Genomic DNA, 26659 nt, shown 5'->3' with positions numbered 1-26659 from the left:
GCTTTGCAAAAGCGCGGGGGAGGCGCGGATGGCAACTCAAAAACTTTACGCGGGCGTAAAGCTGCGCGAAACGCGCGCGCGCCTGGGGCTGACGCAAAAGGCCTTTGCCGACCGGCTGGGCGTGTCGCTGCCCTATCTCAATCAGATGGAAAACAACCACCGCCCGGTTTCGGCGGCGGTGGTGCTGGGCCTTGCGGGCGAGTTTGGCCTTGATGTGACCGAACTGTCCGCAGGCGATGCCGAGCGGTTGGTCAGCGATATGCGCGAGGCTTTGGCCGATCCGGTCTTTGCCGATGGTGGCGCACCGCCCTTGGCCGATTTGCGGCTGGCGGCCTCCAACGCGCCTGCACTTGCGCGAGCCTTTTTGGAACTGCACCGCTCCTATCGCCAAGCCCATGAGCGGCTTGCCTCTTTGGATGAAGCTTTGGGGCGCGAGGGCGCGCAAACCGTTGTTAGCCCTTGGGAAGAAGTGCGTGACTTCTTTCACTACTGCGACAACTACATTGATGCGGTGGACCGCGCGGCAGAGCATTTTGCCTGCCCCAATGGCAGCCGCAGCGACCCGATTGCCCGCGCGATTGCGGCGCTTGCCGCACGCGGGATCGAGGTGGAATTTGCCTCGATCTCTGAGTTGCGCACCCGCGCGGGCGACAAGATCATTCTGTCCGCCCATGCCAATCGCGCGACGCAGGCGTTTCAGCTTTTGCACCAAGTCGCGCTGATGACGCAAAACGAACTGCTGGAGGCGACGCTTGATTTGGCGCGCTTCCAATCCGAGACCTCGCGCCAGATCGCCAAGATCGGGCTTGCCAATTATTTCGCGGGCGCGGCGCTCTTGCCCTATCGCGCCTTCCTTGAGGCCGCGCAGGAAACCCGGCACGATCTGGAGCGGCTCGCCGATATGTTTGGCGCGAGCATCGAACAGGTGGCGCACCGCCTTTCCACCCTGCAGCGCCCCGGTGCAAAGGGGATTCCGTTCTTTTTCGTCCGGGTAGATCAGGCGGGCACGATCACCAAGCGCCACTCCGCCACGCGGTTGCAATTTGCCCGTTTTGGCGGCGCCTGCCCGCTGTGGAACGTGCACCAAGCCTTTGAAACGCCAACCAAGTTCTTGCGCCAATTGGCCGAAACGCCCGATGGCGTGCGCTATCTGTGCCTTGCGCGCGATGTCTCTAAAACCGGGGGCAGTTTCACCGCCCCGGTGCGCCGCTACGCGATTTGCTTGGGTTGCGAGGTGAGCCACGCGCGCGGGCTGGTTTATGCCGATGATATGGAGCTGACGAACCCGCGCGCCTATCAGCCGATTGGGATTTCGTGCCGGATTTGCGAGCGGCGCGATTGCCATCAACGCTCTGTCCCGCCGCTGGAACGCCGCCTACGGGTGGACCCAAACCGGCGCGGCCTGCTGCCCTATGATATCGCCTGAGAGAAGACGCCCCGAAGCACCGGGGCTTCGGGCCTAAAACAAAAAAAGCCCCGGGAAACCGGGGCTTCAGGCGGTTTCACAGGCTCAGGAATGATGCAGCATATAGGCGATTTCGTCCTTGATATGCGCGCGCTGTTTGCGTAGATGGACTTCGGCAAAATGCTCCAGCGGTTCCACATTCGTTTCCGCCCGATGCACTTTGTCGTTCACCTGGTCATAGTCTTCCAGCAGTTTTGCAAAGTGGATGTTGACCACTTTCAAACTGTGGACCTTATCAATTTCATACGGAAAATCTTCGCCAAGCGTATGCGGCGTGTTGGACATTGGGCTCCCCTTCCCTTGTGTTTATGAGGAAAGCCTAGGGGCAGCCCGCGCCGCGCACTTTGACCCGTGTCAAATCACCCCAGGGTTTAGCGCGAACATTTTTAACGATGCACAGGACGCCAGCCCGCCGCCAAAGCCTCTGCCTCGGTGCAAAACCAGCGCTCGCCTTTAGACGGATCAATCCGCGTCGCAGCATAATCGCGCGAGGCGGTGGTGTGAAAAATCCGCCCCGACCGCGAGATATTGCCTTTGATCAAACACGCGCCGGGAGGCTGTTGTGCTGCCCCCTTCCGCGCCTGCCGCCGCGCGGCTTCAGGGTTCAGATGCGCGCCGGACCAAATGCCCTTTTGCGCGGCGCGTGCGGCCTGTTCTTCACCCACATAATCTTGCGCATATTTACGGTAGGCCTCGGCATAGCCCTCCGCCACCAGCGCGGCATTGAGATTGCGCCCACCCGCACGGCACACGGCAATCAGCCGATCATAGCGGTCATAGTCTTCCCCCTCGCAGCGGGTGTCGCCGCGCGCGGTCATCCGCTCCAAAGCCGCCGTCGCCGCCGCTCCGCAGCGCCAATCGCGCCCTGCCGGATCTTGGCAGGTTTGGTCCTTTTCCGGCGCGTCAATGCCATGCAACCGCACCCGCACCGCGCCAATGGCGAGCGTGTCACCATCAATCACCCGCGCGCGCCCTTGCACGACCTCAGCCGCGACGGGCTGCGCCATCAGCAGTGCTATCAAAACCCACTTCACCATGGCGCGACGCTAGCGCGCCCACGCGCCAGCGCAAGCCAATTCTGTGGCCAAACTCAACACAACCGCAAGATGTAGCGTTAACGCTGCGCGGTTTGCCAGTTCGGGTTGATCCACGGTTCGACGTTTTCCGCCGGCAAACGACGGCCCAGAATATGGTCGGCGACCTTTTCCCCCACCATGATCGAGGGGCCATTGAGGTTTCCATTGGTGATGCGCGGGAAGATCGAGCTATCAGCGACGCGCAACCCCTCCACCCCAATCACGCGGCCCTCCGGGTCCACCACCGCCATCGGATCATCGGCCCGGCCCATCCGCGCCGTGCCACAGGGGTGATAGGCGCTTTCGGCATGGTCGCGAATGAAACTGTCGATCTGCTCATCCGTTTGCAGATCCGTGCCGGGCTGGATTTCGTGCTTCACATGCGGTTGCATCGGCGCTTGGGCAAAAATCTCGCGCGTGAGCCGCACCACTTTGCGGAACTCGGCCCAATCATCGGGGTGAGACATATAGTTGAAGCGAATGACCGGATTGTCTGCCGGGTTGGCGCTGCGCAGGGTCACCTTGCCGCGCGATTTCGACCGCATCGGCCCGGTGTGCACTTGGAAGCCATGCCCCTCTGCGGCGACCTTGCCATCATAACGCACCGCAAGCGGCAGGAAGTGATATTGAATATCGGGATATTCAACGCCCTTGTCCGACCGAATGAACCCGCAAGCTTCAAACTGGTTCGACGCGCCAAGCCCGTTTTTGGTGAAAAGCCACCGCGCCCCGACGGTGATCTTGCCCCACAGGTTCCAGTATTTGAACAAGGTCACTGGCTCTTGCGCGGCAAATTGCATATAGATTTCAAGGTGGTCTTGTAGGTTCGCCCCAACGCCGGGGCGATGCGCCAAAACCTCGATCCCGTGCGCTTTGAGATGCTCTGCATCACCAATGCCCGAAAGCATCAAAAGCTTGGGCGTATTGAGCGACGAGGCTGCCAGCACCACCTCGGCCCGCGCGCGCAAGACCTTCACCTCGCCCTTGCGCTCATATTCCACGCCGACAGCGCGGCCATTTTCAATCACCACTTTGCGCGCAAGACCACGCACGATCTTCAGGTTGCCGTTTTTGCGCGCGGGGCGCAGATAGGCATTGGCGGTGGACCAGCGCCGCCCTTGCCAGATGGTGGCCTCCATCGGGCCGAAGCCTTCTTGCTGCGCGCCGTTATAATCCATCGTCACCGGGTAGCCCGCTGCCGCGCCCGCTTGGATGAAATGCTCAAAGAGCACGTTTTCACGGGGCCCACGGGTCACATGCAGCGGGCCTTGATGACCGCGCCACGCCGCATCGGCGCCATCATCCTCGCCATGCCAGTTTTCTTGCCGTTTGAAATAGGGCAGCACATCGGCATAGGACCAGCCGCTTGCGCCCTGCTCCGCCCAATGGTCAAAGTCGCGCGCATGGCCGCGCACATAGACCATGCCATTGATCGAAGAGGAGCCGCCAATCACCTTGCCGCGCGGCGTGACCAAGCGGCGGTTACCCAGATGCGGCTCAGGCTCGGTGGACATGCCCCAATCATAAAGCCCCATATTCATCGGATAAGACAAAGCCGCAGGCATCTGGATGAACGGCCCCCAGTCAGAGCCGCCATGTTCGATGATCACCACTTTCTTGCCCGCTTCCGAGAGCCGATAGGCCAGCGCCGAGCCGCCCGAGCCCGCCCCAACGATCACATAATCCGCTTCCATATCGTGCTCTTTCATCTTGCGACAAATATCCTGGGGGTCCGGGGGCAAAGCCCCCGGCGGTTGGCTCAATAGGGGCTATCGACCGGGCCCATGCCGACATAGACCGACTTCACCTGCGTGTAGTGCTCGATCGCGGCTTTCGAGTTTTCGCGCCCAAGGCCCGAAGCTTTGACCGCGCCAAAGGGCATTTCGACCGGGGTCAGGTTATAGGTGTTGATCCAGCAGGTGCCCGCCTCCAATTGGCCAATCACCCGATGCCCGCGTGCGAGGTCTGCGGTGAAGACCCCGGCGGCGAGGCCAAATTGCGTGTCATTGGCGCGCGCGATCGCCTCTTCCTCGGTCTCAAAATCAAGCACCGCCATCACCGGGCCAAAAATCTCTTCGCGCGCGATGGTCATGCTATCCGTAACATCCGCAAAGACCGTGGGCTGCACAAACAGCGCGCCTTCATTGCCTGTCGCGCCGCCGCAAATAAGCCGTGCGCCCTCTTCCTTGCCCTTGGCGATGTAAGACATCACCTTCACATGCTGGTCCGCGGTGATCAGTGGGCCAAATTGCGTGGCCGGATCGAGCGGGTCGCCCGCGATAATCGTGCCGGTGCGCTCTGCCAACCGCGCGAGGAACCGCTCTTTGATGCCCTTTTGCACAAAGACGCGGGTGCCGTTCGAACAGATTTGGCCCGAGGAATAGAAGTTCGCCAGCATCGCCGCGCCAATCGCACTTTCGAGATCCGCATCGTCGAAAATGATCAGCGGCGACTTGCCGCCCAATTCCATCGTCACATGCTTCATGCCCGCAGCGGCGGCGGCATAGACCTTTTCGCCTGTCGGCACAGAGCCGGTGAGCGAAACCTTGGCGACGCGCGGATCAGTTGAAAGCGCCGCGCCCACGGCCCCGCGCCCCTGCACCACGTTGAACACGCCCGCAGGCATGCCCGCCTCAATGAAAATCTCGGCCAGTTTCAGCGCCCCCAAGGGCGTGATTTCGGAGGGTTTGAACACCATCGCATTGCCGGTCGAAAGCGCAGGCGCCGCCTTCCAGCAGGCAATTTGGCTAGGGTAGTTCCACGCGCCAATGCCCACGCAAACCCCCAAAGGCTCGCGGATCGTATAGGCAAAATCGCCGCCCAAGGGGATGGTCTCGCCCGTTAGCGTCGGCGCAAGCCCGGCGAAATATTCCAACGCATCGGCACCCGAAGGCCAATCGGCCACTTCGGTCTCTTGGATCGGCTTGCCAGTGTCGAGCGTTTCAAGATGCGCAAGCTCCGCCCCCCGGTCGCGGATGATGTCCACCGCGCGGCGCAAAATGCGGCCCCGTTCCACCGGCTGCATCCGCGCCCAGTCTTTTTGCGCACGTTCTGCCGAAGCGATCGCCGCATCCACCACGGCGGGCGTGGCCGCATGCAGCCGCGCAATCACCTCGCCCGTGCCGGGATAGGTGACCTCGATCACCTCGCCTGCGCTGTCTTCATGCCATTTGCCATCAATGAAATGGCTGGCTTTCGGTTGGGCCTTCATGGCGTCCCCTCCAGTTCACGGTCGATATATTCATTCACGATATCAAGGGCGTAGTCTCGGTCTGGCGCATCGTCAGCCAGCGCTGCACGAATATAGACGCCGTCGATCATAGCCCCCAAGCCACGCGCCACGGCTTGCGCACGCGCACCCACCAACGGGCGCAATTCGTGCCGCAGGTTCGAGCGCAGCCGGCGCTGATAGATCCGCAAGAGCCGATGCGCCTGCGGGTTGGTTTGCGCGAGCACATAGAAGTTGAGCCAAGCCGAGATCGTTTCGCGCCGAAAGCTGCCCTGCGCAAAAGAACCCGCCACAATCGCGCGTAAGCGGCTTTCGGGCGTGTCGGCGGTGGCCAATGCGCCGCGCACCTCGGCCCCGTAAAGGGTCAGAATCGCGCGCATGGCTGCCAGAAAGATTTGCTCTTTTGAGCCGAAGTAATGATGCGCCAAGGCCGAAGACATGCCCGCGCGCCGCGCGATTTGCGCGACCGTCACCTCCAGCGACCCGGCCTCCCCCACGGTTTCAATCGTGGCTTTCACCAAGGCTGCCCGTCGAATAGGCTCTGCCCCAAGCTTCGGCATGTGTTTTGCGACTCCGTCAAAGAAATCTCTTGCATTCTGGAGCTACCTGAAAGTTTATTGACTCGTCAATCAACAAAAAACGTCTGACCCGGAACCGGGCAACACATGGGAGACTCTGATGACACTTCGCTCTGTCCTTCTTGCTGGTGCGGCAAGCCTGACGCTCGCGCTGCCCGCCTCTGCCGATTGCGGCAAGGTCGTATTTTCGGATGTGGGCTGGACCGACATCACCGCGACCACCGCCGCCACCGTCACCGTGCTTGATGCGCTTGGCTATGAAACCGATGTGAAACTGCTCTCGGTGCCGGTCACCTACACCGCGCTTTCGGGTGGCGATGTGGATGTGTTCTTGGGCAACTGGATGCCGACGATGGAGGCCGATATTGCCCCCTATCGCGAAGATGGCAGCGTTGAAACAGTGCGCACCAACCTTGTTGGCGCGAAGTATACGCTGGCCACCAATGCCGCTGGCGCCGCGCTCGGGATCAAGGATTTTGCCGATATCGCCGCGCATAAAGACGATCTGGATGGCCAGATTTACGGCATTGAGCCCGGCAACGATGGCAACCGTCTGATCATGGATATGATCACCGCCAATGCTTTTGGCCTTGAGGGCTTTGAAGTGGTGGAAAGCTCCGAACAAGGGATGCTCGCGCAGGTCGAGCGCGCCGATAAAGCGGGCAAGCCGGTGATCTTCCTTGGCTGGGAACCGCATCCGATGAACGCCAATTTCGACATGACCTATCTGGCGGGCGGGGATGATTTCTTTGGCCCGAACTTTGGCGGGGCCGAAGTCGCGACCAACGTGCGCGCGGGCTATGTGGCCGAATGCCCGAATGTTGGCAAACTTTTGGAAAACCTTGAGTTTTCGCTCGCGATGGAAAATGAAATCATGGGCGCGATCCTCAATGATGGCGAAGACCCGAATGAGGCCGCCAAAGCGTGGCTGTCGGCGCACCCGGATGTGCTGGGCCCGTGGCTTGACGGCGTGACCACCAAAGATGGTGGCGATGCGCTGGCCGCCGTGACCGAAGCGCTGAACTAAGCGCCAAGAGACAAAGCCGTTCCCCGAAGCCCCCGGGGAACGGCACCAGAGCAAGGAGCTCCCCCCACATGGAGTGGCTGACGGACCACAAACTTCCGGTCGGCAAGACGGCAAAACACGTCTTCGACTGGTTCAAGGAGAATGCCTCGGGCTTCTTCGATATGCTTTCCGCACTGATGCAGGCCCTGATCGACGGGATCTTGTGGCTGCTTCAAACGCCGCCACCGCTGGTGATCGTCGCGCTGTTTTGCGCGCTGACATGGGTCACCCAGCGCAAGTGGCAAATGGTTTTGTTGGTTCTGGCCGGGTTCCTCTACATCCTCAACCAAGGCTATTGGAAGCCCACGATGGAAAGCCTCACGCTCGTGCTTTCCGCCTGTGTGGTGTGCATGGCTGTTGGCGTGCCGATTGGGATTGCGGCAGCGCATCGCCCGCGCCTTTACATGGCGATGCAGCCGGTGCTGGACCTGATGCAAACCCTGCCCACCTTCGTCTATCTTATTCCTGCCATTGTGTTTTTTGGCATCGGCATGGTGCCGGGGCTGATCTCGACCGTGATCTTTGTGCTGCCTGCACCGATCCGGCTTACGCATCTTGGTGTCTCCACCACGCCGCAAGCGCTTTTGGAGGCTGCGCGCGCTTTTGGTGCCACGCCGCGCCAAGTGTTGTGGAAGGTCGAGCTTCCCTATGCGCTGCCGCAGATCATGGCGGGGCTCAACCAAACGATCATGCTGTCGCTGTCGATGGTGGTGATTGCCGCACTTGTGGGTGCGAACGGGCTTGGGGTGCCGGTGGTGCGCGCGCTCAACTCGGTCAATACCGCGCTTGGCTTTGAAGCGGGGATGATCATCGTCGTGGTGGCCATCATCCTTGACCGGATGCTGCGCATGGGGGGCAAGAAATGAACATGGAAATGACCCCCGCCAAAACCGCAGGCGTTGCGGTGCGGTTTGACAATGTCTCGATCGTTTTTGGCGATCATCCCGCGCGGGCTTTGCCCTTGATGGATGCGGGCCAGTCGCGCGGCGAAATCCAAACGCAAACCGGCCAAGTCTTGGGCGTGCATAACTGCTCGCTTGATGTGGCCGAGGGCGAGATTTTGGTGCTGATGGGGCTTTCGGGCTCGGGCAAATCCACGCTTTTGCGCGCGGTGAACGGGCTCAACCCGGTCTGCCGTGGCAAGGTGGAGGTGTGTGACGGCAATGGGCTGGTTGAGGTCACACATGCCGATGCGCAAACTCTGCGCCGCATCCGGCTGAGCCGTGTGGCGATGGTGTTTCAGCAATTTGGCCTGCTGCCGTGGCGCACCGTGCGTGAAAACGTGGGCCTTGGGCTTGAGCTTGGCGGCATGTCCAAGGCCGAGCGGCGCGACCGGGTGGATGCGCAATTGCAGCTTGTCCATTTGGAAGACTGGGCAGACCGCAAAGTGGGCGAGCTTTCGGGCGGGATGCAGCAGCGGGTAGGCTTGGCCCGCGCCTTTGCGACCGAAGCACCGATTTTGTTGATGGATGAACCCTTCTCGGCGCTTGATCCGCTCATTCGCGCAAAGCTGCAAGATGAACTCTTGGAGCTGCAATCCACGCTCAAACGCACCATCGTTTTTGTGTCTCACGACCTTGATGAGGCCTTCAAGATCGGCAACCGGATCGCTTTGATGGAGGGCGGGCGGATCGTGCAATGCGGCACCGCGCGCGACATCATCGCCAATCCGGTCAATGATTATGTCGAGGATTTCGTGGCGCATATGAACCCGCTCGGTGTGCTGACTGCGGGCGATGTGGCCGAGCCCGGCACCGCGGAGGGCGCGCCGGTCGACCCGTCGCTGCCGGTGATCGAGATCATGGAATTGTTGCGCCATGTGCCCGCCGTGGCGCTGAGCGATGGCCGCAAAATCACCCGCGAGGGGGTGATTGGGCGGCTGATTGATCCGCGCGGCGCACAGGCGGCGGAATAAGCCAAACCCAAGAGCAAAAAACAAAGGCCCCTTGCGAGGGGCCTTTTCTTTAGCTTTGCTGGGCGGCCTTACGCCGCTTCATCACCGCTTCGCGCCACGCCATATAGCTCACCGCGCCCACGATCATCGCTGCGCCCAAGAAAACGAACGGATCAAGCGCCTCGCCAAAGAGCACATAGCCCGCGCTTGAGGCCCAAACGAGTTGCAAGAACACCACTGGCTGCGTGACCGTGACCGGCGCGCAAGCAAAGGCGCGGGTCATGCAATAATGCCCAAGCGTCGCAAAGAGCGCGGTCGCGCCGAGCCAAAGGTTTTCCGACCATGTCATCGGCTGCCAATTGAGCACGGCGAGCGGCGCGAGGCAGAGCGTGACCACCACCGTCATCAGCGCCACCACCACCGTAGCGGGGGCTAGGCCCGAAAGCCGCTTCATCATCAGATAGGAGAGGCCAAAGAAGAAGGCCGCGCCAAGCTGCGCCACATGGCCCGGCTCAATCGCGCGCATGCCGGGTCGCAAGATCACCAGCGCCCCGATGAGCGCCACCACCACAGCCACGCCACGCCGCCAGGCAAAGCCCTCGCCGAGCAACAACGCGCCGCCAAGGCTCACCACAATCGGGTTGAGATAGCCAATCGCCGTAACATCTGCGATCGGAATGCGCGCCATCGCGTAAAACCACATCAAAACCGCAATCGCCTGCAACAGGCCGCGCAGGCCAAAGAGCCCCCAGACCTTGGGCGAGAGCTTCATGTGCAAAATATGCCAAAGCGCCGGGGCCACAAAGACCCAGCCCCAAGCGAACCGTACAAAAGAGGTTTGCGTCGCGGGCAGGTTGGAGCCGAGGTAATGCACGATCACATTGACAGCCGTGAAGCTGAGCGTGGTGCCCAGCATCCACAAAAGCCCGGCAAGCGGGCGGTCTTGGGCAGGTTTGGCTGCGGGTTTCATGGCGTTTTTTTCGGGGGCGGCAGGGGCAGAAGTCATGGCTCTTTCTGCGGCGCGGCCCGGCACTTGGCAAGTGCGCGATTGTGCCCGTTACAGCGGCGAAAGCGCGAGCTTCAGCGCCACCGAAAACATGATAAGCGCGACAAGCGCATCAAGCACCCGCCAAGCGATAGGTTTGGCAAAGAGCGGGGCGAGCAACCGCGCCCCATAAGCGAGCGCAAAAAAGAAGATGAAAGAGGCGCAAACCGCCCCCGCGCCAAAGGCCAAGCCCTGCCCCGGAAACTGCGCCGAAACCGCGCCCAAAAGCACCACCGTATCAAGCCAAACATGCGGGTTCGCCCAAGTGAGTGCGGCGACCGTTACCATCACGCTGCGCAACGTGGGCGCCGCGCCCGCGCCTGCCTCAAGTCGTTCCCCACCGCGCCATGCGGCCAGTGCTGCGCGCATCCCGTACCAAGTGAGAAAGGCCACGCCGCCCCAGCGCAAAGCCTCCGCCACCCAAGGCGCGAGGTTCGACAGCGTCCCCATGCCAGAAACGCCGAGCGCGATCAAAAGCGCGTCCGAGGCGGCACAAAACAGCGCCACCGCAAAGACATGCTCGCGCCGCAGCCCTTGGCGCAGCACAAAGGCGTTTTGCGCGCCAATTGCCAAAATCAGGCCAAGGCCAAGACGAAAACCAGCAAATGCGGCGGTGGAACTGGGTGTCATGGGGGTCTCCTGCCCCTGCTCTAGCCTGCGCCGCGCCCGCATGCCAGAGGGGCGGATTTGATTTCGGTCAAGGAAAGGCGCGGACGCAGCGGCTAGCGCGGTGAAAATGTCGCAGCTTCGCGCCGCAAGTCCCGCGAAGGGTGTTGCTTTTTTAACCAACTGCGGTGAACCTGCCGCGAAACCGTGCCACCCGGAAAGACCGCCCCTTTGAGATCTGCCCGCCCTGCCCCCTCGCGCCCGTCTCGCAGCCCTGTGCTGCGCGCGCTCGCGGTTTTGGCGATGCTGGTGCAGGTGGTGTTCTTTGCCGAACATCTGGGCGCCTCTGCGGTTCATGCGATGGGCTCGGTCACGCCCGGCGAACGGCTGGGGTTCTTGCAAATCTGCACCGGCGAAGGGATCGCGCTTTACGACCCCGCCACCGGCAAGATGGTCACCGCACCGGGCCAAAGCCTGCCCAGCCCAACCAGCCACGGCGATTGCGCGGTTTGTTCCAGCGCGGGAGTGTGCAGCTTTGATGCCCCTACGGGCGCCACCGCCCCCACACCCAATTTCACGCTGCAAGCCGTTGCAGAACCTGTACTTTTTATACCCTTCGACATTATCGCGGCACCGCGCCGCTCTGGCCTGATCCGCGCACCACCGGCCGCGTAAGGCCCTTTGCACCGGTGCGCAGCGTCCCGCGATGCCGGTGCAGCAAAGGCTTTCTTGTCTCAGCCAGACCCTGCGCCCTTGGGCGCTTTTCAGCCAAATTTTGGAGATTTCCATGAACCGTCGCGATTTTCTTTTGACCACCACCACCGGTGCCGCCTTTGCGAGCCTCGGGGCCGCCGCCGCGCATGCCGAAATGGCGATGAGCCCCGGCGAAAAGCCCGTCAGCCCGATGCAATGGACCGATGAAAACGGGCTCACCCGGTTTTTGAAACACGACACCGATCCGCTGAACGACGAATTCGCAAAATACCCGCGCTGCCCCTATTGCGGGATGATGCGGCAGATGTATTCGCACAGCCGCCACCTGATCGTTTATGGCAATGACACGGTGGATGGCACCTGCTCGCTGCATTGCGCGGCGATCTCGCTTTCGCTCAATATGGATGCCGGGCCGAAGGCGATTTATGCGGGCGATGCCGGGGCCGAGGGCGAGGTGAAACCGCTCGCCGATACCGCCGCCATGACCTATGTGATCGACCCGGCCAAACCCGGCACGATGACGGCGGTCTCCAAATGGGCCTATGCCGATGCGGCCAAGGCCGAGGAGGCGGCGAGCAAAGGCGCGAAGACCGCCACTTTTGAAGAAGCGCTGACTTTGGCCTATTTGGATATGGCGAAAGACACGCTCGCCATCCGCAAGCGGCGCGGCGAAAAACGCAAGCAGATGGGCATGGAAATGCCCTCGGGCAACTAACACCATCACATGGCTGGCCGCGCCTGCGAGGGCGTGGCCGGTTCAGGAGGAACGCGTATGTGCACCATCTCTCGCCCGAACCGCCGCACCACTTTGGCGCTGCTTTTGGGTGCATCCGCCCTGCCCCTTGCGCCGCGTGCCGCGCGCGCCAAAGCCACCGCGATCGACCTGCCGCCGCCCGGCCCGCGCGACACCTGCCCCGTTTGCGGGATGTTTGTGGCGCGCTACCCCGATTGGGTGGCCACGATCCAATTTGCCGATGGCGAAGCGGTCCATTTTGATGGCGCGAAGGATTTCTTCAAATTCCTGCATGACCCCGGCAAATACGCCACGGGCCGCACGCGCGACCAAATCACCGGCATGGGGGTGAGCGATTATTACGAGGTTGCCCTCGTCGATGCGCGCGAAGCGGTTTATGCCGTGGGCTCAGATGTGCTCGGGCCCATGGGGCATGAATTTGTGCCGCTTGCTTCGGAGGCGGATGCCACGGATTTCATGGCCGACCATAAGGGCCAGCGGCTTTTGAGTTTTGACGAGGTCACGCCCGATCTGCCCTTCAAGCTCGATGAAGGCGCATTCGAGTGAGCCAACCGCGCCCTTACCGCCGCCCCTTGACCCCGGTCTTCACGGCGCTTGGCCTTTTGCTCGCCTTGGGAGCCGCGCAGGCGGTGCATGCGCTGGCCACCGCGCCACGCGAAGCGGCCCGGATCGCCGCCAACCGCGCGCTTGTGCGCGATTTGGGCCTTAGCGATTTGGCGCTTTTCACCGAGGCGCGCTACACCCGCCACCCGGCGCTGGCCGATAATGCCTCGGCCTTCCAAGATGCGCCGGGCAGTTTTGAGCATTTCCCCTCAGGCTCTTTTGTGCCGCCCGCCGGCCCTTGGGGCACGGCCAAACTTGGATTTGCGCCGCAGGAGGTCACGCAATGAAAGCGCTGCGCCGCCAGCGCGCGCTGGCCGATTACACGCTCGCCGCTTTGGCGCGGCGCAAGGTGAAGAACCTTGCCCTTGTGGGCGTGTTCTCGCTTGTGGTGTTTTTGCTTGCCTCAGCCATGTTCTTCGCTTCGGCGCTGCGGCATGAGGCGAGCGCGGCTTTGGAAGGTGTGCCCGATTTGATTGTGCAGCACCTTAGCCTTGGCCGTCAGGGGATGATCTCTGAAGACCGGATTGCGGAGCTCGAAAGCATTCGCGGTGTCTCCAAGGTGCGTGGGCGACTTTGGGGCTATTATTATGATCGGGTTAGCGGCGCGAATTACACGGTGATGGTGCCCGATGGCGGGCAGATGCCTGCGCCTGGTCAGGTGATTGTGGGCGAGGGTATTCCCCGCGCGCGCGGGCTCGATTGGGAGGGGGCGCCGCTGTTCCTAAGCCGCAAGCAGGGCGATCTGAACCGCTTTGATATTGCACAGATCTACAGCAGCGATTCCGCGCTTTTGACCGCCGATCTCTTGTTGATGAACGAGGCTGATTTCCGCGCCTTCTTCTCGGTCCCCGAAGGGGTTTATACCGATATCGCCGCGCGGGTGCGCAACGCCAATGAGCTTGCCACGATCATCGACAAAGCCACGAGCCTGATGCCCGATGAACGCTTTGTCAGCCGCGATGATATTGCCCGCACCTATATGAAGCTGTTTGATTGGCGCGAGGGGCTTATGGTCGCCCTTGGCGCGATGGCGATGCTCGCTTTTGCGATTTTTGCCGCCGATAAAGCCTCGGGACTCTCGGCCGAAGAAGCGCGCGAGATTGGCATTTTGAAAGCCATCGGCTGGGATACGCGCGATGTGATTGCGATGAAGCTTTGGGAAGGCGGGCTTGTCTCGGTCGGCGCGTTTTTGTTGGGCGCGGTGGCCGCCTATGCGCATGTGTTTTGGTTTGGCGCGCCGCTTTTTGCCCCGGTGCTGAAGGGCTGGGCGGTGATCTACCCGGACTTTGCGCTTGCCCCGGTGATTGACGGCTCGCAATTGGTGACGCTTTTCCTTTTGACCGTGCTTCCCTATGCCGCCGCGACCGTGGTGCCGGTGTGGCGCGCGGCGAGTGCCGACCCCGATGCGGTGATGCGATGATCTCTCTCTCCGATGTCTCCAAAACCTATAACGAGGGCCGCCCGAATGAGGTGGCCGCGCTGCGCAGCGTCACGCTTGATATCGCGCGCGAGGGGGTGACGGTGTTCATGGGCCCTTCAGGCTCGGGCAAGACCACGCTGTTGAGCCTTGTGGGCTGCATGGCACGCCCCACCACCGGGCGGATCACGCTTGATGGGGAGCCGGTCTCGGGCCTGCCCGAGCGGTTCTTGACCGAGTTGCGACGCGTGAAATTTGGGTTTGTGTTCCAGCGCTTCAACCTCATTCGCGGCTTGAGCGTGTTGGATAATGTGATGCTGCCCGCCGCCCCCTTGGGCGAAGAGCCAAAAACCGTGCAAGCCCGCGCGATGATGCGGCTTGAGGCTTTGGGGCTGGCCGAGAAAGCCTTGATGCCGGTTGAGGTGCTGTCGGGCGGCGAAACGCAGCGCGCCGCGATTGCGCGCGCCTTGGTCAACGATGCCCCGGTGCTGATTGCCGATGAGCCAACCGCCAACCTTGATACCGCGCTCACGCATCGGTTTTTGGATATTGTCGCTGGGCTGCGGGATGAGGGCAAAACCGTGATCCTGACAAGCCATGACCCGCGGATCATCGCCGCCAGTGCCGTGACCGCGGTCGTTGAAATGCGCGATGGCAAAGTGGTCGAGGTGCGGGGATGATCTTCCGCACGCCCATCCTGACGCTGCTCTTGGTCTCTGCCCTTGCCATTTTGGTGGCCTTGGGCGCGGCGTGGTTTGGGCAACGCGTGTTGCGGCAGTGGGATCTGGCCTCTGGCAGCCGCGCACAATTGGTGATGGAGCGGCGCACCGAACTCATCTCGACCCTGTTTGCCATGGTGATGCTGGCCGAGGCAGTGGCGCTGTTTCTGTTTGTCTTCAACGCAGACCGGATGGCGGCCCTGTTCGTTGGCGCGATGTGCGCGGTGGGCACGCTCAACGTCAACGCCTATGGCTTCCCCGCGCTTTACGCCAAGATCAGCGTCTTCTTTGCCGCCGCCGTTTGGCTGGTGATCGACCATGTGGACCGGCTTGGCCGCGACTATCCGCTGACGCGCGCCAAATACGCGCTGGTGTTGGCGATTGCGCCCTTGGTGCTTTTGGCGGGCGGGCTGGAGCTGACCTATTACCTTGGCCTCAAGACCGATGTGATCACCTCGTGCTGCTCGAAGCTGTTCACCCCGGCGAATGCGGGGCTCTCCGATGAGATGGCCGCCGTTGATCCGGCGCTTGCGCTTTGGGCTTTGGCGGGGGCCGAGGCTTTGGTTCTGGGCCTAGGCGCCTATGCCGTCCAAACCGGGCGCGGGCATGGCGCCTTTGCGCTTGCGGGGGCGGGTTTCTTTGCCGTGGCGATGACCGCGATCATCTCGGTGATTTCGCTCTACATCTATGAAAACCCCAACCACCATTGCCCGTTTTGCATCTTGCAGCGCGAATACGGCTATATTGGCTACGCGTTCTACATCCCGCTTTTTGGCGCAACTGCGCTCGCGCTTGGGCTGGGCGCGGTGGCCCCGTTCAAGCGCCGTGACAGCCTGCGCGCCCCCCTGCCCCCGGTACTGAAGCGGCTCACACTTTGGGCGATGGCAGGCTTTGCCGCCTTTGGCGCGGTGACGATTTACGCGATCTTGCGCTCGCATCTGATCTTGCTTGGCTGAGCCCGCCCCCCCTTGTGCCGCCTTCACAAACGCAAAAGAACCGCATCCCTCACCCTCTGGGGTGCGGCGCCCTTCTCCGCCTCTGCTAGGCTTTCGGTATTTTCCGGTTGCGCTGACCGCTTGAAAATATACTATACCCGAGTATACGACACGGGAGCCCCTCATGCCCAACAATCCGGACGACAAGAAACGCATTCTTGCGCGGGTGCGCCGGATCAAAGGCCAATGTGAGGCGCTGGAACGTGCGTTGGAAAGCGGCGCCCCCTGCGCGCCGATTTTGCAGCAAATCGCCGCCACCCGTGGCGCGATGAATGGGCTGATGGCCGAAGTGCTGGAAGCCCATATCCGCGATGAATTCGGCGCCCCCGAGGGAGATGGGGGCGCGAAAACCAAGGAACTGCTGGCGCTTGTGCGCAGCTATCTCAAGTAACCCGAAGGGAGCCCCTCATGAAATCTCGTGCCGCCGTTGCCTTTGCCCCCGGCAAACCGCTTGAAATCGTCGAAATCGACGTTGCCCCGCCGCAAAAGGGTGAAGTGCTGATCCGCATCACCGACACGGGCGTGTGCCACACCGATGCCTTCACCCTCTCTGGCGATGACCCGGAAGGTGTCTTCCCCGCCGTTTTGGGCCATGAAGGCGCGGGCGTCGTGGTTGAGGTCGGCGAAGGTGTCACCTCGGTGAAACCCGGCGATCACGTCATTCCGCTTTACACCGCCGAATGCGGCGAATGCGAATTCTGCAAATCGGGCAAAACCAACCTCTGCGTCGCCGTGCGCGCCACCCAAGGCAAGGGCCTGATGCCCGATGGCACCACCCGCTTTTCCTACAATGGCGAGCCGATCTACCACTACATGGGCTGCTCGACCTTCTCGGAATACACCGTTGTGGCCGAGGTCTCCTTGGCCAAAATCAACGAACACGCCAACCACGAACATGTCTGCCTGTTGGGCTGCGGCGTGACCACGGGGATTGGCGCGGTCCACAACACCGCCAAAGTGGAAGCGGGCGACAGCGTCGCCGTCTTTGGCTTGGGCGGCATTGGTCTGGCCGTGATCCAAGGCGCGCGCCAAGCGAAAGCGGGCCGGATCATCGCCATCGACACCAACCCCGAGAAGTTCGAACTGGCCAAGCAATTCGGCGCCACCGATTGCGTAAACCCGAAAGACTATGACAAGCCGATCCAGCAAGTGATTGTGGAAATGACCGGCTGGGGCGTGGACCACAGCTTTGAATGCATCGGCAATGTGAACGTGATGCGCGCGGCGCTCGAATGTGCGCATCGCGGCTGGGGCCAATCGGTGATCATCGGCGTGGCCGGGGCGGGGCAAGAAATCTCCACCCGTCCGTTCCAACTGGTCACGGGCCGCAAATGGATGGGCACCGCCTTTGGCGGGGTGAAGGGCCGCACGCAACTACCGGGCATGGTCGAAGATGCGATGAAGGGCGAGATTGAACTGGCCCCCTTCGTCACCCACACCATGCCGCTTGACGAGATCAACACCGCCTTCGATCTGATGCATGAAGGCAAGTCGATCCGTTCGGTCATCAAGTTCTGAGGCTGCGCAGATGGAACGGCTTGAATCGCACGCCTGTTTTGGCGGCGCGCAAACGGTCTGGAAGCACGCATCCGAGGTGCTGGGCTGTGAGATGAGCTTTGCCGTTTTTACCCCCGCCCATGCGGCGGGGGAGCGGCTGCCGGTGATCTATTGGCTGTCGGGGCTGACCTGTAACGAGCAAAACTTCATCACCAAAGCGGGCGCGCAACAATTTGCCGCCCAGCATGGGGTGATTTTGGTGGCACCCGATACCTCGCCCCGTGGCGCGGATGTGGCCGATGATGAGGCTTATGATCTGGGCCAAGGCGCGGGGTTCTACCTCAACGCCACGCAAGGCCCCTGGGCGCAGCACTTCAAGATGTATGATTACATCACCAAGGAACTGCCCAAACTGATCGAGGCGGAGTTCCCGGCCTCGGACAAACGCTCGATCATGGGGCATTCGATGGGGGGCCACGGCGCGCTCACGATCGCGCTGAAAAACCCCGGTCGTTATGCCGCCGTCTCGGCCTTTTCGCCGATTTTGGCGCCCACTCAGGTGCCGTGGGGCGAAAAAGCCTTCACCGCCTATTTGGGCGAAGATCGCGCCACGTGGGCCGAATGGGATGCGACCGCGCTTTTGGCGGGCGCTTCCGAGCGGCTTCCGGTGCTGATTGACCAAGGCGAGGCGGACCCGTTCTTGGAAAATCAGCTTAAGCCCGAGATCTTTGCTGCCGAGGCCGAGCGTCTGGGCCATCCGCTGACGCTGCGCCGCCAGCCGGGCTATGACCACAGCTATTATTTCATCGCAAGCTTCATCGGCGATCACATCGCCCATCATGCGGCCGCGTTGAAAGGCTAAACAGGTCGGCCCGGGGGGGGGAACCCTCGGGCCGCGCCTTTTTCAAAGCGCCTCAACCGTCACTTGCGCTTTCGCCCCGCCCAATTGGGCAAAGGCGCGTTGGCGGCAGGTAAAGACGATGATCTGCTGATCGCGCGCCACCCGGTGCAGCGCGGTGAACATCGCCTCGATCCGGTCATCATCGCTCATCACCAAAGCATCGTCCAAAATCACCGGCACGGGGTGCCCCGCCTGCGCAAAAAGCCGCGCGAAAGCGAGCCGGGTCAGGATCGCCAATTGCTCGCGCGTGCCACCTGAGAGAATGCCGAGCGATTCCGCCTCCCCCTCGCGGGTCAAAATCGCGGGCAGCAGCGTTTGATCATCAATCTCGATCTCTGCCCCCGGATGCAGGATCGACAGAAGCGGCTTCAACTCGCGCATCACCGGCTCAAAATAGGCCTCCCGCGCGGCACTGCGGGCAGCCTCAAGCGCCACGCGCAGCCGGGTCAGCGCTTTCACCTCGCCCTCGTAACGCCCCGCGCGGGCCTCGGCCTCTTGGTGACGGCCTTCCAGATCGGCCAAGCGCTCCTCAATCCCTTCTTCAGCCAAAACGCTGATGCGGGTGTCGAGTTCGGCCAGATGGCGGCGGCCTTCCTCAATCTCGTGGCGCGCTTGTTCGGCCGCGCTGGTGGCACGGGCAAGCCGTGCCTCGGCGGTCGCAAGATCGGGGGCGGCGGCGGTAAGGAGCTGATGCGCTTGCGCCTTTTCCGCTGTGGCTTGCGCGCGTTTCGGCAGCTCCGCCCGCAGAACCGCAAGCCGTTCGGCCAGAGCTTGCGGATCGCCCGCCTCTTGTTGCGCCGCCTCATGCGCTTGCTTTTGGGCCAGCCGCGCGGCCTCCGCCCCGGCCCGCGCCTCGCGCGCGGTGCTGGCGAGGTCTTGCGCCGTGCGGGCCTCGGCTTGCGCCGTGCTCGCCGCTTCGTCGGCTTGGGCAAGGGCCACTTCCAGCCCGGGAATATCTTCCTCCGCCCCCTGTTGCGGTGCCTGCGTGGCCTCCGCCTGTGCGCGGGCCAGATCGGCGCGCAAAGATTCCGCCCCTTTGGGCGCGACATCGGCCAAACTGGCCGTGATTTGCTTGAGCGCCTCGCGCAGCCGCTGCGCCTCGTTCAGCAAGTGGCGCGCGTCGGACAGGCTTTCTGCCCCACAAGCGGCCAGCGCCGCATCGCGTGCGCCCCGCGCCTGATCCAACCTTTGCGCGGTTTCCGCGCCGCGCTTGGCGCCGGGGTCCAGATGCAGGCTGCCAAAGCCCGGCAAGGTGATCTCGCAGGCCGCAAGCACCGGATGCGGCCCCGGCCCCAAAGGCACGCCCTCCAGCAGCGCTTGGCCCCCGCCCGTGGGGTGGGCGGTAATTTGCACCGCTTGCAATTCGGCCTGCACCGTCAACCGATCCAGCGCCGCTTGCGCCTCTTCCGCCGCTTGCAGCGCTTTGGGCGAAATGCGCATCAACCCCAATTTCGCGGTGATCTGCTCGGCCTCTTGTTGCAGGCTCTCGGCACGTTTGACTTGGCTTGACAGCGCCTCGGCGCGCGCCGCGGCCGCGCGGGCAAGCTGCGCCTTTTGCGCGGCACCAAGACGCGCGCGCAAATCCCGCAAGGCTTGTCCGGTGGTCTCCGCCTTTTGCCGCGCGGCCCCTTCGCGCCCCGCAAGGTCTTCGGCCCTTTGGCGCGCCGCTTCGGCCTTTGTCTCTGCCGCGTCGCGCGCTTGCGCCAAATCTTTGAGCCGCGCTTGAAGCTGGGTCAGACGCGAAATCTCTCCGTTTGCCGCCGCTTCCTCGTTTTGCGCAAGGCGCAGGGCGGTCTCACTTTGGGCCAGTTGCGCCGCATGGGCCTGCGCGGCCTCATAGGCGGCTTTCGCAGCCTTCACCGCTTCCGTGCGGGCCTCCGCTTCCGCCGGGTCGGTGAGCCGAGCGATCTGCCGTTGCACCTCACCACGCCGCGCCAAATCGCCGGAAAGACGCTCGGCTTTGGGGCGCAACTCGGCGATTTCTTTGGCCAAACTCTCCACCTCCGCCAAGGCTGTCGCCCAAGCGCCGCCAGATTTCGGCTTGCCGGTCGCAGTAACCAAGGGGGCGAGGTCTTCAACCACCCGCGCCACGACGGCATCCATGCGCCGCCCGCCGGTCATCGCCTCAATCTCGCCCGCGACGGACGAGAGCAAATCGCGCCGGGTGTTGAGCCCGCGTTCGCGGATGCGTTTCTCGTCTGCACTCGTGCCCTCGGGTTCAAGCCCCAACAGCCCTTGGCGCACCCAGACAAGACCCGAAGGCCCGGCGAGCCCGCCAGCCCCGGCGCCATCTTGCATCAGCGCCTCAATCCATGCCTCGGCCTCATCATCTTGCGCGATGATCCGCCCGCCCGCCTCGGTGATGCGCGCTTGCGGACGCGAAAGCCAGCGCTTGAAGATCGTGTAATGCCCCTTGGTAAGTTCCACCTCAACGCTCGCTTCTGGCGCCCCCCCCGCATGCGGGCGCAGGCTTTTCACCCCCGCGCCAGAGGCCCGATGACGTTCAAAAAACACCGCATGCAGCGCATCGAAAAAGGTGGATTTGCCAAATTCATTGGGCTCAGAGAGCACCGTGAGCCCATCGCCCAGCCCAGAGAGCCGCGCGCGTTGCCCCGCAAAGCGGCGGATGTTGGAGAGTTCAATCGCGCGCAGTTTCATGCCTGCACCTCTTGCGAGAGCGCATAAAGCCGGGCAAGCGCGCGCGCCGCCACATCACGATCCGCTTGCGACAGCGCCAAATCCCCGCTTTCCGCCAAAAGCACCTCGGCCGCTTGGCGCAAAGCCCCGGCGCGGTCGATCTGGTCCAGGTCTTCGGGCAAAGCCTCCACCCCAAGGCGCGAAAGATCCGCCGCCCACCAGCCAAATTCGGGCGCAAGCCGGGCGAGTTCCGCCTCCAAAGCGGCGCGCTCGGCCAAGGGGAGCCGGCCAGATATCACCAGCTTCACCAAATGGTTTCGCCGCCGCGACCCTGGTAGCATCAGATCCAACAGTGCTGTCGTGTCTTCGCCCGGCAGCATCTCTAAAGACAGCCCATGCCAGCGCAGATGCCCGGTTTCCATCGGCGTCACATCGGGCGGATCACCGGGGCGATCAAGGCTCACCAAGAGCGCGCCACCCGCCAGATCATGCTTGAAGCCATCCGGCTCGGGCGTGCCCGAGTACCATGTGCGCGGCCCGACCTGCATCTGCCCGTGCCAATCGCCAAGGGCAAGGTAATCAAGCCCCGAGCGCGTGGCACGATCGGGCGGAATGATCCCGGCGCCGCCCTCTTCGGCCAAGCTTTCACCGCCGGAAAAATCGGTGATCGCGCCGTGGCCGAGCCCGATGCGCACAGCGCCCTCTGGCGTCGGGGCCGACATTGCCTCGGTCAAATCGCGCCCCGGTCGGCGCTGGGTACACGGCGCGGGCAGCACATAAACGCCACCCGAAAGGGCGATGGGGTCGGGCGTGGTGAGCACGCGCAGGTTCTCGGGCGCTTCCGTCGCAATGCGCCGCCAAAGTTCCGTCGCGGCCAAGCTGTCATGGTTGCCGGGCAGAAGGGTCCAAGCAATGTCAGATTCCTCCGCCATCGCCGAAAGCGCTTGGCGCAGGGTCTCTGGCGCAGGAGTTTCTGCATCGAAGGTATCGCCCGCAAGCAGCACATGGCGCGCCCGCCCAGACCTTGCCGCCGTCGCAAGCGCCGCAATCGCGCCGTGGCGCGCCTCGCGCAGGCGGTTGCGGATCGCCTCGGGGTAGCCGCCAAAGGGTTTGCCCAAATGCAAATCGGATGCATGTAGGAAACTGAACGCCATGGGAAATCCTGTCAAAGCCAAGAGCCCCATCGCTGCACGAAGCCGCCCGAAGGGTCAACACCACGCCTGCAATTTGCGCCATTCTCGCCGCGTCTCATGCGCCCCTATGCCGCAAGCCCCAAGCCTCACACGTTTTTTGCTTGTCCCCTGCGCATGCTAGGCTAGGTGAAACTTGACCCGCATCGGACCGGAGGCCCGCGTTGACCCCCAATGATGACCACCCGCTGCGCTATGCGCTGGTGAACGAATTGCACGCCCGCCCGTTTCCGGCGGTGGGTGCGCCCGCGCATGTGATCTATCTGGCGTTCAAAGAACCCAAAGATGCGGCCAACCGCGACCGCAGCAAAGACCATGACCATCTCGTTGACCTGTTGACCCGCGCGGGCGGGGCTGTGCCGCCCGAAGGCGCGACGCATTACACCGGCGAAATTGGCCGCCATGTGCTCAAATGGGAAAGCCATACCGAATTCACCACCTATCTGGCGCATGCGCCCGGCGTGTCAGAGCGCCCATTTGACCCGGCAGAGGCCGAGGTCTTTCCGCCCGCGTGGATGAAAGCCGCGCCGGGACGGCGGATTGCGGCGGTCTCGATCCGGATTGAGGAACTGCCCGAAGATCCGATGAAGATCTTGCCCGCGGTGGAAAGCTGGTTCGTGCCAGAAAGCCTTGTTTGCGCATGGGTTTTGGATGAAACCGCCGTTGTCGCGACCGATTTTCGGATCGACCCGGCGGGGCTGATGCGCTTTGCGCTTTTTGCCAAACCCGGCACCGGGCAAGGCCGCATCGGGCGGATTGTGCAGCGACTGTGCGAGATAGAAACCTATCGCGCCGTTTCGATGCTGGGCCTTGGTCGCGCGCGCCAACTCACCACCAAGCTCAATGCGCTGGAGCCGGAGCTGAGCGCGCTTGTCGATAGTATGAAAGACGATGCTCATCCGGCAGAGGATACGCTGCATCGGCTTTTGGAGGTTTCAACCGAACTCGAAAGCCTCGCCGTGACCCACACATTCCGGTTTTCGGCCACCAATGCCTATGAGGCGATTGTGCATGACCGCGTGCAGGTGCTGCGCGAAAGCCGATTCAATGGCCGCCAGAAGTTCGAAGAGTTCATGATGCGCCGCTATGACCCGGCGATGCGGACGGTGAAATCGGCTGAGGTGCGATTGAACGCAATGGTCGAACGCGCCGCGCGGGCGGGGGAATTGCTGCGCACGCGGGTCGATGTGGCGCGCCAAGCGCAAAACCAAAAACTCCTCGAAAGCATGGACCGCCGGTCCGATCTGCAATTGCGTCTGCAACGCACGGTCGAGGGGCTCTCGGTTGTGGCGATCAGCTATTATGCGGTGAGCCTTGCCGCCTATGCCGTTTACCCGATCGCCAAGGAAGTGGGCATTTCCAAAGAAATGGCCGTCGCGGGGCTCACGCCCTTTGTGGTGGCGATTGTCTGGCTGGCGCTGCGGCGGATCCGCAATAGCGTCGGGCATTAAAAAGGGGGCCAGCGGCCCCCTTCTCTCATCCTAGTGAGCCTTGGCGCTTAAAGGTTGCCAACGCCACGCGCGAGCGCCGCGACCCCGGTGCGGGCGACATCGACCAGCCCCAAGGGGCGCATCAACTCCGCAAAAGCGTCGATCTTTTCTGACGTGCCGGTGATCTCAAAAACAAAGCTTTCAAGCGTGCTATCGACCACATTGGCGCGGAAAATATCGGCCAAACGCAACGATTCAACGCGCTTTTCGCCCGTGGCGGCGACCTTAAAGAGCGCCAATTCGCGTTCCACTGCCGAGGCTTCGGTGGTGAGGTCATGCACCTCATGCACCGGCACGATCCGGCCCAGTTGCGCGCGGATTTGCTCAATCACCGCCTCGGTGCCGCGAGTCACGATGGTGATGCGCGAGCGGTGGCCCTTATGGTCGATCTCGGCCACGGTCAGGCTGTCGATGTTATAGCCCCGGCCCGAAAACAGCCCGATCACGCGCGCCAGCACGCCCGGTTCGTTTTCCACAATCACCGCCAGCGTATGGCTGCGTTCCACATCCGAGTGGGTGTCGCGCAGGTCATAAGCGGAATGGCTGGTGGAGCCTTTTTTGATGTTCAGAGCGGCCATGTGCCCTCTCCCTTCCGAATATCTTTCATCTTGCCGGAAATATCCCGGGGGGTCCGGGGGGCAGCACCCCCCGGCTCTGTCACACCAGCGCGGCGCCGCCGCGGAAGGCCTCGGCATCGGCCGAAAGCAGCATGTCATTATGCGGCTTGCCGGACGGGATCATCGGGAAGCAGTTTTCATGCTTCTCAACGAGGCAATCAAACAGCACCGGGCCATCGTATTCGATCATCTCCATGATCGCGTCATCAAGCTCTTTCGGGTCGCTGACCACAATGCCCTTCCAGCCAAAGGCTTCGGCCAATTTCACAAAGTCCGGCAGGCTTTCCGACCAGCTTTGCGAATAGCGCCCGCCATGCAGCAGGTCTTGCCATTGCCGCACCATGCCAAGGCGTTCATTGTTCAAGATGAACTGTTTCACCGGGGTGCGGAACTGGGTGCAGGTGCCCATTTCTTGCATGTTCATCAGCCACGAGGCTTCGCCCGCGATGTTGATCACAAGGCTTTCGGGATGGGCGATTTGCACCCCGATCGAGGCCGGGAAGCCATAGCCCATCGTGCCCAAGCCGCCCGAGGTCATCCAGCGGTTCGGCGCGTCAAAGCCCAAGAACTGCGCCGCCCACATTTGGTGCTGGCCGACTTCGGTGGTGATGTAGCGGTCGCGGCCCTTGGTAAGTTCCTCAAGCCGTTGCAGCGCATATTGCGGCTTAATGATCGTGTCGGAATTGGTGTAGCTCAGGCAGCGCACCTTCTTCCATTCGTCGATCTTTTGCCACCACTTGCCAAGGCCCTCTTTGTTAGTCTTGCGCCCACGCGCTTTCCAGACCTTGAGCAGGTCTTCGAGCACATGGCCAATGTCGCCCAAGATCGGCAGATCGACCTGAATGATCTTGTTGATCGACGAGGCATCAATATCGACATGCGCCTTGATCGAATGCGGGCTGAAATCGGCCACGCGCCCGGTGATGCGGTCATCAAACCGCGCGCCGAGGTTGATCATCAGATCGCAGTCATGCATGGCGAGGTTGGCCTCATAAAGACCATGCATGCCCAGCATCCCAAGCCAGTTCTTGCCGGAGGCCGGGTAAGCGCCAAGGCCCATCAACGTCGAGGTGATCGGGAAGCCCGTTGCATCCACCACTTCACGCAGAAGTTGGCTTGCACCGGTGCCCGAGTTGATCACGCCGCCGCCGGTGTAAAAGATCGGGCGTTCGGCCTTTTCCATCAGCTCGACAAGCTTGGTGATCGCGTCCAGATCGCCTTTGACCTTGGGCTGATAATGCTCGGTGCGCGCGGTTTTCGGCCCGGTATATTCAGCCGAAGCGAATTGCACGTCTTTCGGCAGATCCACCAGCACCGGACCGGGGCGGCCAGAGGTCGCGACATGGAAGGCTTGGTGGATCGTTTCCGAAAGCTTCGCCGGGTCTTTCACCAGCCAGTTATGCTTGGTGCAGGCCCGCGTGATGCCAATCGTATCGGCTTCTTGGAAGCCATCGGTGCCGATCATGAAGGTCGGCACCTGCCCCGAAAAGACCACCAAAGGAATGCTGTCCATCAGCGCATCGGTGAGGCCGGTCACGGCATTCGTCGCGCCGGGGCCAGAGGTCACCAGCACACAGCCTGGCTTGCCGGTCGAGCGGGCGTAACCCTCGGCCATATGCACGGCAGCTTGTTCGTGGCGCACAAGGATGTGCTTGATGTCGTTTTGCTGAAAGATCGCGTCATAGATCGGCAATACCGCACCACCGGGATAACCGAAGATCGTATCGACCCCCTGATCCTTGAGCGCTTGCACCACCATTTCCGCGCCGGTCATCTGCCGCGACATCTTTATCCGTCCTTTCCGGGGTCCGTTTCACCCCGTGCCTTCGCCAACAAAAAGCCCCCGCGTGATCGGCGAGGGCGCATGGGAACCAAAATGGTCAACCGTTACCGGCCCATGCGCCAATTCCCTACTACGACCACAAGCGCGAACATCGCTGATCCTTTCGCCTCTATTGGGGCGGACATTAGGGGGTGCCCTTGGGGGCGTCAACGGCAAAACACTGAATATAATGTCGCGCCAAAGGGTAAAGCGTTCCAAAAATTGCGCAGATCGGCAAATCGGTGACATTTTCGCAAGTCACCCACAAGCAAACAGGCCCGATTCGGCCCTTTCCCACCTATGGTTTACAAACGAGTCGCGCCTGCGCCCCCTTTGCCCTTAGG

At 62.2% G+C, this 26659-nt stretch carries 26 protein-coding genes; 15 read left to right on the top strand and 11 right to left on the bottom strand.

Features of this window, described 5'->3' with window-relative positions; all coding sequences use genetic code 11:
* The first annotated feature begins 28 nt into the window (after nucleotides 1-28).
* Complete coding sequence (locus BW967_RS01400) at nucleotides 29-1426, top strand: helix-turn-helix domain-containing protein (protein ID WP_076483571.1); 1398 nt, start codon at nucleotides 29-31, stop codon at nucleotides 1424-1426.
* A gap of 84 nt (nucleotides 1427-1510) precedes the next feature.
* On the opposite strand, the gene BW967_RS01395 is transcribed toward BW967_RS01400, so the two are convergent.
* From BW967_RS01395 to betI, 5 genes are all read right to left on the bottom strand, one after another.
* Nucleotides 1511-1750, bottom strand: coding sequence for an HP1242/YdcH family protein (locus BW967_RS01395; protein WP_076483243.1), 240 nt, complete (start codon nucleotides 1748-1750; stop codon nucleotides 1511-1513).
* Nucleotides 1751-1851: 101 nt separating this feature from the next.
* On the bottom strand, nucleotides 1852-2502 hold the full coding sequence (locus BW967_RS01390) for a thermonuclease family protein (protein WP_076483242.1): 651 nt from the start codon (nucleotides 2500-2502) through the stop codon (nucleotides 1852-1854).
* Nucleotides 2503-2579: 77 nt separating this feature from the next.
* A complete protein-coding gene (betA, locus tag BW967_RS01385; RefSeq protein ID WP_076483241.1) occupies nucleotides 2580-4235 on the bottom strand; it encodes a choline dehydrogenase in 1656 nt (551 codons plus the stop codon).
* 65 nt (nucleotides 4236-4300) lie between these two features.
* Nucleotides 4301-5752 (bottom strand): betaine-aldehyde dehydrogenase, encoded by a 1452-nt coding sequence (gene betB, locus BW967_RS01380; RefSeq protein ID WP_076483240.1) that lies wholly within the window; start codon nucleotides 5750-5752, stop codon nucleotides 4301-4303.
* Nucleotides 5749-6330: a choline-binding transcriptional repressor BetI gene (gene betI, locus BW967_RS01375; RefSeq protein ID WP_076483239.1), complete on the bottom strand. Its 582-nt coding sequence runs from the start codon at nucleotides 6328-6330 to the stop codon at nucleotides 5749-5751. Before betI ends, betB begins: the two co-directional genes overlap by 4 nt.
* A gap of 118 nt (nucleotides 6331-6448) precedes the next feature.
* Here betI and BW967_RS01370 point away from each other — a divergent pair, with 118 nt between their 5' ends.
* The 3 genes from BW967_RS01370 (at nucleotide 6449) to choV (ending at nucleotide 9329) form a co-directional block, all read left to right on the top strand.
* Nucleotides 6449-7375: a choline ABC transporter substrate-binding protein gene (locus tag BW967_RS01370; protein ID WP_076483238.1), complete on the top strand. Its 927-nt coding sequence runs from the start codon at nucleotides 6449-6451 to the stop codon at nucleotides 7373-7375.
* 68 nt (nucleotides 7376-7443) lie between these two features.
* A complete protein-coding gene (choW, locus tag BW967_RS01365; RefSeq protein ID WP_076483237.1) occupies nucleotides 7444-8280 on the top strand; it encodes a choline ABC transporter permease subunit in 837 nt (278 codons plus the stop codon).
* A gap of 8 nt (nucleotides 8281-8288) precedes the next feature.
* A complete protein-coding gene (choV, locus tag BW967_RS01360) occupies nucleotides 8289-9329 on the top strand; it encodes a choline ABC transporter ATP-binding protein (RefSeq protein ID WP_076483570.1) in 1041 nt (346 codons plus the stop codon).
* A 49-nt stretch (nucleotides 9330-9378) separates the two neighbouring features.
* Here choV and BW967_RS01355 read toward each other — a convergent pair whose 3' ends face one another.
* Nucleotides 9379-10314: a DMT family transporter gene (locus BW967_RS01355; protein ID WP_245826406.1), complete on the bottom strand. Its 936-nt coding sequence runs from the start codon at nucleotides 10312-10314 to the stop codon at nucleotides 9379-9381.
* Between the two features lie 51 nt (nucleotides 10315-10365).
* The gene (locus BW967_RS01350) at nucleotides 10366-10983 is read right to left on the bottom strand and encodes a LysE/ArgO family amino acid transporter (RefSeq protein ID WP_076483236.1); all 618 of its coding nucleotides are present in this window, start codon (nucleotides 10981-10983) and stop codon (nucleotides 10366-10368) included.
* Nucleotides 10984-11190: 207 nt separating this feature from the next.
* Between BW967_RS01350 and BW967_RS01345 the strand changes: the two genes are divergently transcribed.
* From BW967_RS01345 to fghA, 10 genes are all read left to right on the top strand, one after another.
* Complete coding sequence (locus BW967_RS01345) at nucleotides 11191-11634, top strand: hypothetical protein (RefSeq protein WP_108188562.1); 444 nt, start codon at nucleotides 11191-11193, stop codon at nucleotides 11632-11634.
* A gap of 112 nt (nucleotides 11635-11746) precedes the next feature.
* Entirely contained in the window at nucleotides 11747-12388 is a 642-nt protein-coding gene (locus tag BW967_RS01340) for a nitrous oxide reductase accessory protein NosL (protein WP_076483568.1), read from the top strand.
* A gap of 57 nt (nucleotides 12389-12445) precedes the next feature.
* Nucleotides 12446-12973 (top strand): nitrous oxide reductase accessory protein NosL, encoded by a 528-nt coding sequence (locus BW967_RS01335; protein ID WP_083951844.1) that lies wholly within the window; start codon nucleotides 12446-12448, stop codon nucleotides 12971-12973.
* Nucleotides 12970-13317, top strand: coding sequence for a hypothetical protein (locus BW967_RS01330; RefSeq protein ID WP_217696364.1), 348 nt, complete (start codon nucleotides 12970-12972; stop codon nucleotides 13315-13317). The genes BW967_RS01335 and BW967_RS01330 overlap by 4 nt, the downstream gene beginning before the upstream one ends.
* Entirely contained in the window at nucleotides 13314-14450 is a 1137-nt protein-coding gene (locus tag BW967_RS01325) for an ABC transporter permease (RefSeq protein ID WP_076483234.1), read from the top strand. The genes BW967_RS01330 and BW967_RS01325 overlap by 4 nt, the downstream gene beginning before the upstream one ends.
* Nucleotides 14447-15127 carry an ABC transporter ATP-binding protein gene (locus tag BW967_RS01320; protein ID WP_076483233.1) on the top strand — a complete coding sequence of 227 codons (681 nt, stop codon included), beginning with the start codon at nucleotides 14447-14449 and terminating at the stop codon, nucleotides 15125-15127. Before BW967_RS01325 ends, BW967_RS01320 begins: the two co-directional genes overlap by 4 nt.
* A complete protein-coding gene (locus tag BW967_RS01315; protein ID WP_076483232.1) occupies nucleotides 15124-16122 on the top strand; it encodes a hypothetical protein in 999 nt (332 codons plus the stop codon). The genes BW967_RS01320 and BW967_RS01315 overlap by 4 nt, the downstream gene beginning before the upstream one ends.
* Before the next feature lie 163 nt (nucleotides 16123-16285).
* On the top strand, nucleotides 16286-16552 hold the full coding sequence (locus tag BW967_RS01310; protein ID WP_076483231.1) for a metal/formaldehyde-sensitive transcriptional repressor: 267 nt from the start codon (nucleotides 16286-16288) through the stop codon (nucleotides 16550-16552).
* 17 nt (nucleotides 16553-16569) lie between these two features.
* On the top strand, nucleotides 16570-17679 hold the full coding sequence (locus BW967_RS01305; RefSeq protein WP_076483230.1) for an S-(hydroxymethyl)glutathione dehydrogenase/class III alcohol dehydrogenase: 1110 nt from the start codon (nucleotides 16570-16572) through the stop codon (nucleotides 17677-17679).
* A gap of 10 nt (nucleotides 17680-17689) precedes the next feature.
* The gene (gene fghA, locus BW967_RS01300) at nucleotides 17690-18520 is read left to right on the top strand and encodes an S-formylglutathione hydrolase (RefSeq protein WP_076483229.1); all 831 of its coding nucleotides are present in this window, start codon (nucleotides 17690-17692) and stop codon (nucleotides 18518-18520) included.
* A 42-nt stretch (nucleotides 18521-18562) separates the two neighbouring features.
* On the opposite strand, the gene BW967_RS01295 is transcribed toward fghA, so the two are convergent.
* Nucleotides 18563-21217 (bottom strand): AAA family ATPase, encoded by a 2655-nt coding sequence (locus BW967_RS01295; protein WP_076483228.1) that lies wholly within the window; start codon nucleotides 21215-21217, stop codon nucleotides 18563-18565.
* The gene (locus BW967_RS01290; protein ID WP_076483227.1) at nucleotides 21214-22350 is read right to left on the bottom strand and encodes a metallophosphoesterase family protein; all 1137 of its coding nucleotides are present in this window, start codon (nucleotides 22348-22350) and stop codon (nucleotides 21214-21216) included. Before BW967_RS01290 ends, BW967_RS01295 begins: the two co-directional genes overlap by 4 nt.
* Nucleotides 22351-22550: 200 nt before the next feature.
* Here BW967_RS01290 and BW967_RS01285 point away from each other — a divergent pair, with 200 nt between their 5' ends.
* Nucleotides 22551-23837, top strand: a complete 1287-nt coding sequence (locus BW967_RS01285; RefSeq protein WP_076483226.1) for a DUF3422 family protein — start codon at nucleotides 22551-22553, stop codon at nucleotides 23835-23837.
* A 47-nt stretch (nucleotides 23838-23884) separates the two neighbouring features.
* Here the strand turns inward: BW967_RS01285 and ilvN are convergent, their stop codons facing one another.
* Nucleotides 23885-24454 (bottom strand): acetolactate synthase small subunit, encoded by a 570-nt coding sequence (ilvN, locus tag BW967_RS01280; protein WP_076483225.1) that lies wholly within the window; start codon nucleotides 24452-24454, stop codon nucleotides 23885-23887.
* 79 nt (nucleotides 24455-24533) lie between these two features.
* Nucleotides 24534-26279 carry an acetolactate synthase 3 large subunit gene (locus tag BW967_RS01275; protein WP_076483224.1) on the bottom strand — a complete coding sequence of 582 codons (1746 nt, stop codon included), beginning with the start codon at nucleotides 26277-26279 and terminating at the stop codon, nucleotides 24534-24536.
* Between the last annotated feature and the right edge of the window lie 380 nt (nucleotides 26280-26659).

It is taken from the genome of Rhodobacter aestuarii, assembly GCF_900156655.1.
GTDB lineage: Bacteria > Pseudomonadota > Alphaproteobacteria > Rhodobacterales > Rhodobacteraceae > Rhodobacter > Rhodobacter aestuarii.
Note: the sequence above shows the minus strand (reverse complement) of the source record. Positions and strands in the feature narration are given on the sequence as shown.

What these genes read in the sequence shown, in the direction of transcription:
- BW967_RS01350 (WP_076483236.1), bottom strand. Translation starts at nt 10,983, where the DNA reads ATGACACCCAGTTCCACCGCCGCATTTGCTGGTTTTCGTCTTGGCCTT.
- BW967_RS01275 (WP_076483224.1), bottom strand. Translation starts at nt 26,279, where the DNA reads ATGTCGCGGCAGATGACCGGCGCGGAAATGGTGGTGCAAGCGCTCAAG.
- BW967_RS01370 (WP_076483238.1), top strand. Translation starts at nt 6,449, where the DNA reads ATGACACTTCGCTCTGTCCTTCTTGCTGGTGCGGCAAGCCTGACGCTC.
- BW967_RS01395 (WP_076483243.1), bottom strand. Translation starts at nt 1,750, where the DNA reads ATGTCCAACACGCCGCATACGCTTGGCGAAGATTTTCCGTATGAAATT.
- BW967_RS01310 (WP_076483231.1), top strand. Translation starts at nt 16,286, where the DNA reads ATGCCCAACAATCCGGACGACAAGAAACGCATTCTTGCGCGGGTGCGC.
- BW967_RS01290 (WP_076483227.1), bottom strand. Translation starts at nt 22,350, where the DNA reads ATGGCGTTCAGTTTCCTACATGCATCCGATTTGCATTTGGGCAAACCC.
- betA (WP_076483241.1), bottom strand. Translation starts at nt 4,235, where the DNA reads ATGGAAGCGGATTATGTGATCGTTGGGGCGGGCTCGGGCGGCTCGGCG.
- choV (WP_076483570.1), top strand. Translation starts at nt 8,289, where the DNA reads ATGACCCCCGCCAAAACCGCAGGCGTTGCGGTGCGGTTTGACAATGTC.
- BW967_RS01320 (WP_076483233.1), top strand. Translation starts at nt 14,447, where the DNA reads ATGATCTCTCTCTCCGATGTCTCCAAAACCTATAACGAGGGCCGCCCG.
- BW967_RS01305 (WP_076483230.1), top strand. Translation starts at nt 16,570, where the DNA reads ATGAAATCTCGTGCCGCCGTTGCCTTTGCCCCCGGCAAACCGCTTGAA.
- betB (WP_076483240.1), bottom strand. Translation starts at nt 5,752, where the DNA reads ATGAAGGCCCAACCGAAAGCCAGCCATTTCATTGATGGCAAATGGCAT.
- BW967_RS01335 (WP_083951844.1), top strand. Translation starts at nt 12,446, where the DNA reads ATGTGCACCATCTCTCGCCCGAACCGCCGCACCACTTTGGCGCTGCTT.
- BW967_RS01355 (WP_245826406.1), bottom strand. Translation starts at nt 10,314, where the DNA reads ATGACTTCTGCCCCTGCCGCCCCCGAAAAAAACGCCATGAAACCCGCA.
- BW967_RS01325 (WP_076483234.1), top strand. Translation starts at nt 13,314, where the DNA reads ATGAAAGCGCTGCGCCGCCAGCGCGCGCTGGCCGATTACACGCTCGCC.
- BW967_RS01315 (WP_076483232.1), top strand. Translation starts at nt 15,124, where the DNA reads ATGATCTTCCGCACGCCCATCCTGACGCTGCTCTTGGTCTCTGCCCTT.
- BW967_RS01400 (WP_076483571.1), top strand. Translation starts at nt 29, where the DNA reads ATGGCAACTCAAAAACTTTACGCGGGCGTAAAGCTGCGCGAAACGCGC.
- BW967_RS01340 (WP_076483568.1), top strand. Translation starts at nt 11,747, where the DNA reads ATGAACCGTCGCGATTTTCTTTTGACCACCACCACCGGTGCCGCCTTT.
- BW967_RS01295 (WP_076483228.1), bottom strand. Translation starts at nt 21,217, where the DNA reads ATGAAACTGCGCGCGATTGAACTCTCCAACATCCGCCGCTTTGCGGGG.
- BW967_RS01390 (WP_076483242.1), bottom strand. Translation starts at nt 2,502, where the DNA reads ATGGTGAAGTGGGTTTTGATAGCACTGCTGATGGCGCAGCCCGTCGCG.
- fghA (WP_076483229.1), top strand. Translation starts at nt 17,690, where the DNA reads ATGGAACGGCTTGAATCGCACGCCTGTTTTGGCGGCGCGCAAACGGTC.
- choW (WP_076483237.1), top strand. Translation starts at nt 7,444, where the DNA reads ATGGAGTGGCTGACGGACCACAAACTTCCGGTCGGCAAGACGGCAAAA.
- betI (WP_076483239.1), bottom strand. Translation starts at nt 6,330, where the DNA reads ATGCCGAAGCTTGGGGCAGAGCCTATTCGACGGGCAGCCTTGGTGAAA.
- ilvN (WP_076483225.1), bottom strand. Translation starts at nt 24,454, where the DNA reads ATGGCCGCTCTGAACATCAAAAAAGGCTCCACCAGCCATTCCGCTTAT.